The sequence below is a fragment of the Perlucidibaca sp. genome (genome assembly GCF_057084925.1).
On record NZ_JBXMRC010000028.1, the window covers coordinates 34,483 to 46,801 of the forward strand.

At 57.8% G+C, this 12,319-nt stretch carries 10 protein-coding genes; all 10 read left to right on the plus strand.

Annotation, left to right across the window (positions count from 1 at the left end; genetic code table 11):
* Window positions 1-38: 38 nt before the first annotated feature.
* Genes nuoC through nuoM form a run of 10 tightly spaced genes read left to right on the plus strand, consistent with a single transcriptional unit; the run spans window position 39 to window position 12,316 of the window.
* Window positions 39-1,817, plus strand: coding sequence for an NADH-quinone oxidoreductase subunit C/D (gene nuoC / locus AC14IB_RS09315; RefSeq protein WP_484231618.1), 1,779 nt, complete (start codon window positions 39-41; stop codon window positions 1,815-1,817).
* A gap of 26 nt (window positions 1,818-1,843) precedes the next feature.
* Window positions 1,844-2,362: an NADH-quinone oxidoreductase subunit NuoE gene (gene nuoE / locus AC14IB_RS09320; RefSeq protein WP_484231619.1), complete on the plus strand. Its 519-nt coding sequence runs from the start codon at window positions 1,844-1,846 to the stop codon at window positions 2,360-2,362.
* Window positions 2,359-3,690: an NADH-quinone oxidoreductase subunit NuoF gene (nuoF, locus tag AC14IB_RS09325; RefSeq protein WP_484231620.1), complete on the plus strand. Its 1,332-nt coding sequence runs from the start codon at window positions 2,359-2,361 to the stop codon at window positions 3,688-3,690. Before nuoE ends, nuoF begins: the two co-directional genes overlap by 4 nt.
* A gap of 35 nt (window positions 3,691-3,725) precedes the next feature.
* Window positions 3,726-6,449: an NADH-quinone oxidoreductase subunit NuoG gene (gene nuoG / locus AC14IB_RS09330; RefSeq protein ID WP_484231621.1), complete on the plus strand. Its 2,724-nt coding sequence runs from the start codon at window positions 3,726-3,728 to the stop codon at window positions 6,447-6,449.
* Between the two features lie 8 nt (window positions 6,450-6,457).
* Entirely contained in the window at window positions 6,458-7,459 is a 1,002-nt protein-coding gene (nuoH, locus tag AC14IB_RS09335; protein WP_484231647.1) for an NADH-quinone oxidoreductase subunit NuoH, read from the plus strand.
* A 10-nt stretch (window positions 7,460-7,469) separates the two neighbouring features.
* The gene (nuoI, locus tag AC14IB_RS09340) at window positions 7,470-8,012 is read left to right on the plus strand and encodes an NADH-quinone oxidoreductase subunit NuoI (RefSeq protein WP_484231622.1); all 543 of its coding nucleotides are present in this window, start codon (window positions 7,470-7,472) and stop codon (window positions 8,010-8,012) included.
* Window positions 8,013-8,048: 36 nt separating this feature from the next.
* Window positions 8,049-8,564 carry an NADH-quinone oxidoreductase subunit J gene (gene nuoJ, locus AC14IB_RS09345; RefSeq protein WP_406609577.1) on the plus strand — a complete coding sequence of 172 codons (516 nt, stop codon included), beginning with the start codon at window positions 8,049-8,051 and terminating at the stop codon, window positions 8,562-8,564.
* Window positions 8,565-8,600: 36 nt separating this feature from the next.
* Window positions 8,601-8,909, plus strand: a complete 309-nt coding sequence (nuoK, locus tag AC14IB_RS09350; RefSeq protein WP_484231623.1) for an NADH-quinone oxidoreductase subunit NuoK — start codon at window positions 8,601-8,603, stop codon at window positions 8,907-8,909.
* Complete coding sequence (gene nuoL, locus AC14IB_RS09355) at window positions 8,906-10,756, plus strand: NADH-quinone oxidoreductase subunit L (RefSeq protein ID WP_484231624.1); 1,851 nt, start codon at window positions 8,906-8,908, stop codon at window positions 10,754-10,756. Before nuoK ends, nuoL begins: the two co-directional genes overlap by 4 nt.
* 3 nt (window positions 10,757-10,759) lie before the next feature.
* Entirely contained in the window at window positions 10,760-12,316 is a 1,557-nt protein-coding gene (gene nuoM / locus AC14IB_RS09360) for an NADH-quinone oxidoreductase subunit M (protein ID WP_484231625.1), read from the plus strand.
* Window positions 12,317-12,319: the final 3 nt, after the last annotated feature.

Sequence of the window (12,319 nt, forward strand, 5' to 3'; positions counted from 1 at the left end):
TCAACGCAAGCATTCACTTTTTGCTGACGACGAGACTGATGGCTGACGACGTCCTTGCACAACAAACGGCCCCCGGCGCCGAGTTCACGGTAGTACGCGAACTTGGCGAGCGTTTTGGCGCGGAAAATCTGATTTTCCAGGCCACGCTCGACAAAGTGCCGACACTCTGGGTCAAGCGCGAACAGATTTTGGATGTGCTGCGTTTTCTGAAGCAGCTGCCCAAGCCTTATTCCATGCTGTATGACCTGTCGGCCGTTGACGAGCGTCTGCGTAAGCACCGTTACGGCCTGCCAGCTGCAGATTACTCGGTGTTTTATCACCTGATTTCGATTGATCGAAACTCGGATGTGCGCATCAAGGTCGCGCTTTCCGAAGGTGACCTGAACCTGCCGACATCGATCCCGGTTTTCGCCAACGCGAACTGGTACGAGCGCGAAGTGCTGGATCTGTTCGGCATCAATTTTGCCGGCCATCCGCAGCCGTTCCGTCTGCTCATGCCGCGTACCTGGGTCGGTCATCCGCTGCGTAAAGATTATCCGGCGCGCGCCACCGAATTCGATCCGTTCCACCTGACCGCACTGCGTCAGGATGCCGAACAGGAAGCGCTGCGCTTCAATCCGGAAGAGTGGGGCATGAAGAAGCATTCGGATGAGTCCGACTTCATGTTCCTCAACCTCGGTCCCAACCATCCGTCCGCTCACGGTGCCTTCCGTATCGTGCTGCAGCTCGATGGCGAAGAGATTCTCGATTGCGTGCCTGACATCGGCTACCACCATCGTGGTGCCGAAAAGATGGCCGAGCGTCAGACCTGGCACAGCTTCATTCCCTACACCGACCGTATTGATTACCTCGGTGGCGTGATGAACAACATGCCCTATGTGCTGGCGGTCGAGCAGCTGGCGGGCATTCAGGTGCCAGCGCGTGTGCAGACCATTCGCGTCATGCTCTCTGAATTCTTCCGCATCACGTCGCACTTGTTGTTCCTGGGTACTTATATTCAGGACTTTGGCGGCATGACACCGATCTTCTTCATGTTCTCCGACCGCAAGCGCGCCTACGATGTCATCGAAGCCATCACCGGTTTCCGCATGCACCCGGCCTGGTTCCGCATCGGCGGCGTTGCCCACGACCTGCCGCAGGGTTGGGATCGTCTGGTGCGCGAATTCCTCGACTGGATGCCGTCGCGCCTGAAGGAGTACGAGAAGGCTGCGATGCGTAACAGCGTGCTGAAGGCGCGTGCCATCGGTGTGGCTCAGTACAATAGCGCCGAAGCCATCGAGTGGGGCGTAACCGGTGCTGGTCTGCGTGCCACCGGTATCGATTTCGACCTGCGCAAGGCGCGTCCGTATTCGGGCTACGAAAACTTTGAATTTGATGTGCCGCTGGCAGTAAACGGCGATGCCTACGATCGTGCTGTGGTGCGTATCGAGGAAATGCGCCAGTCGCTGCGCATCATCGAGCAGTGCCTGAAGAACATGCCGTCCGGCCCATACAAGGCTGATCATCCGCTGGCCGTGCCGCCCAACAAGGAGCGCACGCTGCAAGATATCGAAACGCTGATTCACCACTTCACCAGCGTGTCGTGGGGGCCGGTGATGCCGGCTGGCGAGGCCAGCTTCATGGTCGAAGCCACCAAGGGCATCAACAGCTACTACCTGACGTCCGACAAGAGCACGATGAGCTATCGCACGCGTATTCGTACGCCGTCGTTCGCGCATTTGCAGCAGATTCCTTCGGTGATTCGCGGATCCATGATCCCGGATTTGATTGCTTACCTGGCGTCCATTGATTTTGTGATGGCCGATGTCGACCGATAAGTGTTGACCGATAAATGTTGACTGATATGACTACAGCAAACTCGACAGCGAGCGCCCCACTCATCGCGACCAGCAAATTCCAGCTGTCGCCCCAAGAGCGTCATGACATTGAGCATGCCATGTCGCATTACCCGGACGCGCGCGCGGCCAGCATCGATGCGCTCAAAATCGTCCAGGCCAACTATCGCTATGTGCCTGATGGCGCGATCCCGGCCATTGCCGAGGTGCTCGGCATCCCGGCACCGGATGTCGAAGGTGTGGCGACGTTCTACAGCCAAATCTTCCGTGTGCCGGTTGGCCGTCATGTGGTCCGCCTTTGCGACAGCATGACCTGCTACATCAATGGTCATGAGCAAATACTCGAAAAACTCAGCGCCGAACTGGGCTGCGGCTTGGGTCAGACCAGTGCCGATGACCGCTTTACGCTGCTGCCCGTGTGCTGCTTGGGCAATTGCGATAAGGGTTCGACGATGATGATCGACGATGACACCTACGGCGGCATGACCCCCGATCAGATCCCGGCACTGCTGGAGAAATACAAATGATCCTGTCCTCATTCGGTCCGGCCAACCGCATCGCCCGCACGGCCGAGACGCATCCACTGACCTGGCGCCTGCGGGATGACGGTGCCACCGTCGGCCTCGCCGAATACCAGAGCAAGAACGGCTACGCCGGCCTGCGCAAGGCGCTGAAAGAGCTGAGCCCGGCCGAGATCGTCGAGCAGGTCAAGGATTCCGGCCTCAAGGGGCGTGGCGGTGCCGGCTTTCCGACCGGTGTGAAGTGGGGCCTGATGCCGCCCAGCGACGGCAAGTCACCGCGCTATCTGCTCTGCAACGCCGATGAGATGGAGCCGAACACCTGGAAGGACCGCCTGCTCATGGAGCAGCTGCCGCATCTGCTGATTGAAGGCATGGTCATCAGCGCGCGTGCCTTGGCAGCGACCACTGGCTACATCTTCCTGCGTGGCGAATATGTGGATGCGGCGCGCATTCTCAATGCCGCACTCGATGAAGCCCGCGCTGCCGGTCTCGTTGGCAAGAACATCATGGGCTCCGGCTTTGATTTCGAGCTGTATGTGCATACCGGCGCCGGTCGCTACATCTGCGGCGAAGAAACCGCGCTGATCAACTCGCTCGAAGGCCGTCGCGCCAATCCGCGCGCCAAGCCACCATTCCCAGCGGCGGTCGGTGTGTGGGGCATGCCCACCTGCGTGAACAACGTGGAAACGCTGTCCAATGTCTCGGCCATCGTGGCTAATGGCGTGGACTGGTTCAAATCGCTGGCGCGTCCCGGCAGCGAAGATCACGGCACGAAAATGATGGGCTTCTCCGGCAAGGTGAAGAACCCCGGTGTCTGGGAACTGCCCTTCGGCATCAGCGCGCGTGAACTGTTTGAAGACTATGCAGGCGGCATGCGCGACGGTTTCACGCTGAAGGCGTGGCAGCCGGGCGGAGCCGGCACCGGCTTCCTGCTGCCAGAGCACCTTGACGCGCAGATGTATGCCGCCGGTATCGGCAAAGTGGGAACGCGTATGGGTACCGGTTTGGCGCTGGCAATTGACAACAGCATCAGCATGGTCTCGCTGCTGCGCAACATGGAAGAATTCTTTGCGCGCGAGTCCTGTGGCTGGTGTACGCCCTGCCGTGACGGCCTGCCTTGGAGCGTGAAGATTCTGCGTGCGCTGGAGCGTGGCGAGGGTCAGGCTGGCGATGTTGAGACGTTATTGCAGCTGGTTGGTCACTTGGGTCCGGGTAAAACGTTCTGTGCGCATGCGCCAGGTGCGGTCGAGCCGTTGGGCAGTGCCATCAAGTATTTCCGCAGCGAGTTCGACGCCGGTGTCGTCTCGCAGCCCGCTCAAGCCTTGACGGCCTGAGCGCTCTCATTTCGCGAATTTGAAGACGGTCTGAAATGGCAACGATCCATGTAGATGGCAAGCAGTACGATGTAGACGGCAGCGACAACCTGTTGCGTGCCTGTCTTTCGCTCGGCCTCGATATTCCCTATTTCTGCTGGCATCCGGCGCTGGGCTCCGTGGGTGCCTGCCGCCAGTGCGCGGTCAAGCAGTACGCCAACGCCGATGACAAGCGCGGTCGCTTGGTGATGTCGTGCATGACGCCGTCCACCGACAATACCTTCATCTCCATTGATGATGCTGAAGCCAAGGAATTTCGCGCTTCGGTGGTCGAGTGGTTGATGACCAACCACCCGCACGATTGTCCGGTGTGTGAGGAAGGCGGCCACTGCCATTTGCAGGACATGACGGTGATGACGGGCCATAACACCCGTCGCTATCGCTTCCAGAAGCGTACGCACCAGAATCAAGATCTCGGTCCGTTTATCGGACACGAAATGAACCGCTGCATCGCCTGCTACCGCTGTGTGCGTTTTTACAACGACTACGCCGGCGGCCAGGATCTCGGCGTTTTCGGTGCGCACGACAACGTCTATTTTGGTCGTGTTGAAGACGGCACGCTGGAAAGCGAATTCTCCGGCAACCTCGCCGAGGTCTGCCCAACCGGTGTGTTCACCGATAAAACCCACAGCGAGCGTTACAACCGTAAGTGGGACATGCAGTTCGCGCCTAGCATCTGCCAAGGCTGCGCGGCCGGTTGCAACATCAGCCCGGGCGAGCGTTATGGAGAGCTGCGCCGTATCGAAAACCGCTTCAACGGCGCCGTGAACCAGTATTTCCTGTGTGACCGTGGTCGTTTCGGCTATGGCTTTGTTAACCGCGAAGACCGCCCACGCCAGCCTTTGCAGCGCACCGTTGCCGGTCTTGAAAAGCGTGGCATGGATGCGGCATTGGATGGCATCGCTGCCGCCGTCAAAGCCGCTAAACGCACCATTGGTATTGGCTCGCCGCGTGCCAGCCTCGAAGCCAATTTCGCGCTGCGCGAGCTGGTCGGCGCCGACAATTTCTTTGCCGGTGTTAATGCTGCGGATCAAGCACTTGACCAACTCGCTCTGAGCATTTTGCAACGCCACGCTGAGCGCGTACTGGGCATGCGTGATGTTGAAGCCTGCGATGCCGTTTTTGTGCTCGGTGAAGATGTGACGCAAACCTCTGCGCGCCTCGCGCTCGCACTGCGTCAGTCAGTCAAGAACAAGCCGGTGCAGATGAGTGCGGACAAGCGCATCCAAGATTGGAATGCCCTTGGGGTGCGTGACATTGGCCAGCGTGCCCTGTCGCCGCTGTTTATTGCCAGCGTCAGCGCGACGCGTTTGGATGATGTGGCACTGACGACTCACCGTGCCGCGCCTGAAGACATTGCGCGTTTAGGCTTTGCCGTGGCGCACGCCATTGATGCCACGGCGCCTGCGGTCAGTGGCCTCGATGCGGCTACGCAGACACTGGCACAGGCCATCGCGAATGAATTGTTAGCAGCTAAGAAGCCGCTGGTCGTCTCCGGCGTCGGTGCAGGCGATGCCGCTGTGCTGCAGGCTGCCGCCAACATCACTCAGGCCTTGTTGAAGCGTGAAAAAGACGCTGGCATCGTGCTCGCTTTCAGCGAAGTCAATTCCGTGGGCAGCACCCTGATCGGCGGCGAATCGCTGGATCAAGCGCTCAGCTTGCTCGCCAGTGGCGCGGCAGACACGGTGGTGGTGCTCGAAAATGATCTCTACCGTCGCGCCGACACCGCTGTCGTGGATGCCGCGCTGAATGCCGCAAGCACCGTGATTGTGGTGGACCATCAGCAGACTGCCACCACCGATAAGGCACACTGGGTGTTATCGGCGGCGACCTTTGCCGAAGGCGATGGCACTGTGATCAGCCAAGAAGGGCGTGCACAGCGCTACTTCCAGGCATTTGATGCCAGCTATTACGACGCAGCCGTACTGGTTAAAGAGTCGTGGCGCTGGCTACATGCCCTGCACAGCACGCTGTTAGACAAAGACGTGCAGTGGACCTTGCTCGATGATGCCGTAGCTGCAACAGCCGCCGGCATCCCTGCACTTTCCAGCATTGTCGCGGCAGCACCGAATGCAAACTTCCGTATTCACGGCCTGAAAATTGCCCGTGAGCCGCGTCGTTACTCGGGCCGCACCTCCATGCGTGCCAATATTTCCGTGCATGAGCCACGCGCCTCGCAAGATCCAGACTCGGCCTTGGCGTTCTCCATGGAAGGCTATGCCGGTCCGAATGAGTCGTCGCCCATCGTGCCGTTTGCTTCGGCGCCGGGTTGGAACTCGCCATCTGCATGGAATAAATTCCAAGATGAAGTTGGTGGCAGCCTGAAGGCAGGTGACCAAGGCGTTCGCGTCTTCACAGCAGGTCAGGCCATGAGCTACTTTGGTGATGTGCCCGCAGCCTTTGCTGTGCGTACCAATGAGCTACGTGTGTTGCCGATCTACCACCTCTTTGGTAGCGACGAAATGGCCGCAAAAGCGCCTGTCACCGAGTCGCGTAATGCAACCGCGTATGTTGCGTTGAGCAGTGCCACTGCCGCGCAGCTAACCGTGGGTGCAGATGCCATGGTCCTAGTCCGTGCGGGTGCGGGTGCTGCCAAACTACCTATCCGCATTGATGACAGCCTGCCTGTGGGTACGCTCGGTCTGCCTGTGGGCTTGGCCGATCAGCCTTTGGTCGCGCGTCAGGGTTGGGCGACGATTGCCTTGCAGGGAGGCCTCTGAGCATGAGCATGGCTTGGCTAACACCTGATCTCGCCGAGATCCTCCTTGCGGTCATGAAAGCACTGGTCATTTTGCTTGCGGTCGTGCTCGCCGGGGCCTTCCTGAGCTTCGTCGAGCGTCGCTTGCTGGCGCTCTGGCAGGATCGTCATGGTCCTAATCGGGTGGGCCCGTTTGGCCTGTTCCAGCTCGCTGCCGACATGTTGAAGATGTTCTTTAAGGAAGACTGGACGCCCCCGTTTGCCGACAAGTTCATTTTCTGGTTAGCCCCCGCAATTGCGTTTTCATCTTTGCTGGCAGTGATGGCCGTCATCCCCATCACCCCAACCTGGGGCGTGTTTGACCTCAATGTCGGTATCTTGTTCTTCCTCGCCATGGCTGGACTGGCGGTCTATGCCGTGTTGTTTGCCGGCTGGTCGAGTAATAACAAGTACGCCTTGCTCGGTGCCATGCGCGCCTCCGCTCAAACACTGTCTTACGAAGTGTTCATGGGCATCGCGCTCATGGGCGTGGTCATTCAGGCCGACTCGTTCAGCCTGCGTGACATCGTGCTGGCACAGCAGGATATGTGGTTCATCGTGCCGCAGTTCTTTGCCTTCTGTACCTTCCTGGTGGCCGGCATTGCGGTGACTCACCGTCATCCCTTTGACCAACCGGAAGCCGAGCAAGAACTGGCCGATGGTTATCACATCGAATACTCCGGCCTGAAGTGGGGCATGTTCTTCGTGGGTGAATACGTTGCGGTGGTGGTCATTTCAGCCCTGCTCGCCACGCTATTCCTCGGCGGCTGGCTACCGCTGCCAATTCCCTATCTGGAAAATATTCCACCGTTCTTCTGGTTCGCCGCCAAGACAGGTTTTTTCATCATGATTTTTGTGCTCGTGCGCGGTGCGCTCATGCGTCCACGCTACGACCGCGTGATGACCTTTGGCTGGATGGTGTGCCTGCCGCTGTGTTTGTTGAATATGTTGGTGACGGCTGCGGTTGCCTTGCTAAACGCCCCGGCCGCCTGAGGAACTGAAGATGACATTGACTGGAATTATCGTCGGCGCGTTCACCCAGATCCGCAGCATGGTGATGGTGTTCTCGCACGCGTTCCGTAAGCGCGACACGCTCATGTATCCGGAAGTGCCGATCTACGTGCCGCCGCGTTATCGTGGCCGTATTGTGCTGACTCGCGATCCCGATGGCGAAGAGCGTTGTGTGGCTTGCAACCTCTGTGCAGTGGCCTGCCCCGTAGGCTGCATCTCGCTGCAAAAAGCCGAAACAGACGATGGCCGCTGGTACCCCGAGTTTTTCCGTATCAATTTTTCGCGCTGCATTTTCTGCGGTATGTGCGAAGAAGCCTGCCCAACCACGGCAATTCAGCTCACGCCCGACTTTGAAATGGCGGAATTTAAGCGTCAGGATCTGGTCTACGAAAAGGAAGATCTGCTGATTTCTGGCCCAGGCAAAAACCCGGATTACAACTTCTACCGTGTCGCCGGTATGTCTATTGCTGGCAAGCCGAAAGGCGCGGCGCAGCATGAAGCCGAGCCGGTCAGCGTTAAGGGTCTGATGCCGTAATCGGCGGATAACAACGGCGCCGGCTTCGGTTGGCGCATGAAGAGAGTGAATGCCGTGCTATATGCCTTCTACATTGCTGCTGCTGTTGCCATCCTGGCTACGCTGCGCGTGATCACGCACACCAATCCGGTGCATGCGTTGCTCAACCTTATCGTATCTTTACTGGCGGTGGCGGTGATTTTCTTTGCCCTCGGCGCGCCATTTGCTGGCATGTTGGAAATCATCGTCTATGCCGGTGCCATCATGGTGCTGTTTGTGTTCGTCATCATGATGCTGAATATGGACGATGCCGCCATGGCCCAGGAAAAGGCCTGGATGACGCCGCGTGTGTGGCTGCTGCCCTCTTTGCTGGCCTTGGCTTTACTCGGCACCTTGGGCTATGTATTGAGTGGCATGGGTCAGCACCCGGCGGGCTTGACGCCAGTGTCCGCGAAAGAAGTGGGCGTGGCCTTATATGGCCCCTACTTGCTCGCGGTAGAGCTGGCCTCTTTCTTATTGTTGGGCGCTATGGTGGCGGCATACCACCTAGGCCGTTCGGATGATCAGCCGTAATTGGCTGCTACAGGTTTTGACGGGATGGACAGTGTAATGACCGGAATACCCATGGAGCATGGCTTGGCTCTTGCCGCCATTTTGTTTGTACTCGGCCTGACCGGCTTGCTGGTGCGCCGCAATATCTTGTTTGTGCTGATGTCACTGGAAGTCATGATGAATGCCACCGCATTGGCCTTCGTCGTGGCCGGTGCACGCTGGGCGCAGGCAGATGGTCAAGTCATGTTTGTTTTTGTCATCACTTTGGCCGCCGCCGAGGCCTCGGTAGGCCTAGCCATCGTGCTGCAGTTGTACCGTCGCTTCAAAACCCTCGACATTGATGCTGCCAGTGAGATGCGCGGATGAACCTGCTCTTTCTGACCTTTGTATTTCCCCTCTTAGGCTACATTCTGCTGTCGCTTTCGCGTGAGCGTATCTCAGAAAATGTGGCGGCACTCATTGGCGTGGGTTCGCTCGGTCTGTCGGCGGCCACCACGGCATGGGTCGGCTACGATTTTCTGACCAACACACCAGAAAGCGGCGCATTCACTCAGGTGCTATGGACGTGGCTGGCGGTGGATGGCCTGAATGCCGAGTTCGCCCTGCGTCTAGACGGCCTATCCCTGACCATGATGGGTGTTATCACCGGTGTTGGCTTTCTGATTCATATCTTCGCATCGTGGTATATGCGCGGAGAGGATGGCTACGAGCGCTTTTTCTCGTACATGAACCTGTTCGTTGCTTCCATGATTTTTCTGGTACTCGGCGACAACCTGCTATTCCTATACTTCGGCTGGGAAGGTGTGGGCCTTTGCTCTTACTTGCTTATTGGCTTCTATTATAAAGATGCGGCCAACGGTCTGGCCGCACGCAAGGCCTTCATTGTGACCCGCGTTGGCGACACCTTCCTCGCCATCGGCATGATGATTTTGTTCCGTGAACTCGGCACATTGAACATTCAGGAACTGATGGTGCTGGCACCGCAACACTTTGCCAGCGGCTCGTTCTGGATCAACATGGCGACGCTGATGTTGCTCGGCGGTGCTGTCGGCAAATCTGCACAGCTACCGCTGCAAACGTGGTTGGCGGATGCGATGGCAGGCCCAACCCCTGTCTCCGCACTCATCCACGCCGCTACCATGGTTACTGCCGGTGTGTACTTGATTGCCCGTACGCACGGATTATTCGAGTTAGCTCCCGATGTACTGGCACTGGTGGGCATCATTGGCGCGATTACGCTGGTGCTGTCGGGCTTTGCCGCGCTGGTTCAGACAGACATCAAGCGTATCCTCGCCTATTCGACCATGAGCCAAATTGGCTATATGTTCCTGGCCCTGGGTGTCAGCGCGTGGTCGGCCGCTATTTTCCATTTGATGACGCATGCCTTTTTTAAGGCGCTGCTCTTCCTCTCGGCGGGTGCGGTCATCATTGCTGTGCATCACGAGCAGAACATTTTCAAGATGGGTGGTCTGCGTAAGAAGATTCCCTTCGTGTACGCCTGCTTCCTGATCGGTGGCGGTGCGCTGGCGGCCCTGCCATTTGTGACCTCTGGCTTCTTCTCGAAAGACGAAATTCTTTTCGAGGCTTATGCTGGCGGCCATTCGAACTTGCTGCTCGCAGGCTTGCTAGGTGCCTTCCTGACCTCGATTTATACCTTCCGCCTGATTTTTATCGTGTTTCATGGTGAAGAAAAAACTCATGCGAATGCCCTAAAAGGCGTGTCGTACTGGTTGCCCTTGGCCATTCTGCTGGTACTTTCCACGGGTGTTGGCGCACTGATTCAACAGCCACTGGCCGATGTATTGCCAGCCATGCCATCGGCAACCGCGGGTGAGCACGGCAAGCATGAGCTCGAAATGATTTCTGGCGGTATCGCGATTCTCGGTATCGTCTTAGCGGCCTTCCTATTCTTGGGCGAGCGCCGCTTCGTCACCGCGTTAGGCGAGCTCGCACCGGCACGTGCCATTAGCAAACTTTGGTACAACGCCTGGGGCTTTGATTGGCTCTACGACCGAGTTTTCGTGAAGCCATTCATGTTCTTGGTGCATGTGCTACGCCACGATCCGGCAGATCAGGGCATCGGTCTATTGCCGCGCCTGACCCGACTAGGTAACCGCCTCTTGGTGCCGACTGAAAACGGTCAGATTCGTTGGTATGCCGCGTCATTTGCTGTGGCTGCCTTGATCATTCTCTCTTTGCTTGTGTTGGTGTAAGCCATGGTCACGTTTGATTCATCCATATTGCTCTGGCTACTGCTGATTCCTTTTGCGGGCGGTTTGCTGGCTTGGCAGGCTGAGCGCCTCAGCCCCAACACGCCACGCTGGATCGCCTTAATCACCATGGTGGCGTTCTTTGGTCTGACTGTGTTGGTGTGGCTGCAGGGTGACTATCACGGTGAGGCGTTATCCACCGCCATCAGCGGAAGCCCGCAATGGCAGCTGGAGTTCCAGCGTGACTGGATTCCCCGCTTTGGTATTAGCTTCCACCTCGCCTTAGATGGCCTGTCGATGTTGATGCTGTTGCTCACCGGTTTCCTCGGTGCGTTGGCGGTTGCCTGCTCGTGGCGCGAAATTGAAAACCATGTTGGCTTCTTCTACCTAAACCTGCTGTGGAATTTGGGCGGTGTAGTAGGTGTATTCCTCGCCGTTGACCTCTTCCTGTATTTCTTCTTCTGGGAAATGATGCTGGTCCCGATGTTCTTCTTGATCGCCCTCTGGGGTCACAAGGGGGCTAACGGCCGCAGCCGCATCAGTGCCGCCACGAAGTTCTTCATTTACACCCAGGCCAGTGGTTTGCTGCTCTTACTTGCCATCATTGGTCTCGTGTTGGTTCACGCACAAAACACCGGCGTACTCACGTTTAGCTACGATGATCTGCTGGGAACCAGCATGGCGCCGGCCGTTGAAATGGTACTGATGTTGGGCTTCTTCATCGCCTTTGCCGTGAAACTGCCCGTTGTGCCATTTCACTCGTGGTTGCCTGATGCTCATGCGCAAGCGCCCACTGCGGGCTCGGTCGATCTCGCCGGTGTGCTGCTGAAAACTGCAGGCTACGGTCTGCTGCGTTTTGGCGTACCGCTGTTCCCCAATGCCTCTATTGAGTTTGCACCCATCGCCATGTGGCTCGGCGTCTTCGGCATTTTCTATGGCGCGATTTTGGCCTGTGCCCAGACCGACATTAAACGCCTCATTGCCTATACCTCGGTATCGCACATGGGCTTCGTCCTGGTCGGTATCTACTCCGGCAATATGGTGGCTTTGCAGGGCGTTGTCGTGCAGATGTTGGCGCATGGTATTTCGGCCGGCGCGCTGTTCATCCTCTGCGGTGAGCTCTATGAGCGCTTGCATACCCGCGACTTACGCGAAATGGGTGGCCTCTGGTCGCGCATGCGCTTCTTGCCACCGATCATGTTGTTCTTTGCGGCCGCTTCGCTGGGCTTGCCGGGCATGGGCAACTTTGTGGGCGAAATCATGATTCTGCTCGGAAGCTTCAAGGCGAACGCCGTGGTCGCTACGGTGACGGCGGGCGGTCTGATTCTGGCGGCTATTTACGGCCTACTGATGATGCAAAAGGCCTTCTACGGTCCGGCTAAATCCGATCACGCGTTGGCCGACCTGAATGGTCGCGAAAAGCTCATCATGCTTAGCTTAATTGTTTCTCTGCTCTGGCTCGGGATATACCCGCAGCCCGTGTTCGACACGTCAGTGGTGAGCATGCAGAACCTCCATTTCTTGTTCACACAGGCTGCACTGCCTGTGCAACCGGCCTTGTAATCC

What these genes read in the sequence shown, in the direction of transcription:
- nuoC (WP_484231618.1), top strand. Translation starts at nt 39, where the DNA reads ATGGCTGACGACGTCCTTGCACAACAAACGGCCCCCGGCGCCGAGTTC.
- nuoE (WP_484231619.1), top strand. Translation starts at nt 1,844, where the DNA reads ATGACTACAGCAAACTCGACAGCGAGCGCCCCACTCATCGCGACCAGC.
- nuoF (WP_484231620.1), top strand. Translation starts at nt 2,359, where the DNA reads ATGATCCTGTCCTCATTCGGTCCGGCCAACCGCATCGCCCGCACGGCC.
- nuoG (WP_484231621.1), top strand. Translation starts at nt 3,726, where the DNA reads ATGGCAACGATCCATGTAGATGGCAAGCAGTACGATGTAGACGGCAGC.
- nuoH (WP_484231647.1), top strand. Translation starts at nt 6,458, where the DNA reads ATGGCTTGGCTAACACCTGATCTCGCCGAGATCCTCCTTGCGGTCATG.
- nuoI (WP_484231622.1), top strand. Translation starts at nt 7,470, where the DNA reads ATGACATTGACTGGAATTATCGTCGGCGCGTTCACCCAGATCCGCAGC.
- nuoJ (WP_406609577.1), top strand. Translation starts at nt 8,049, where the DNA reads ATGAAGAGAGTGAATGCCGTGCTATATGCCTTCTACATTGCTGCTGCT.
- nuoK (WP_484231623.1), top strand. Translation starts at nt 8,601, where the DNA reads ATGACCGGAATACCCATGGAGCATGGCTTGGCTCTTGCCGCCATTTTG.
- nuoL (WP_484231624.1), top strand. Translation starts at nt 8,906, where the DNA reads ATGAACCTGCTCTTTCTGACCTTTGTATTTCCCCTCTTAGGCTACATT.
- nuoM (WP_484231625.1), top strand. Translation starts at nt 10,760, where the DNA reads ATGGTCACGTTTGATTCATCCATATTGCTCTGGCTACTGCTGATTCCT.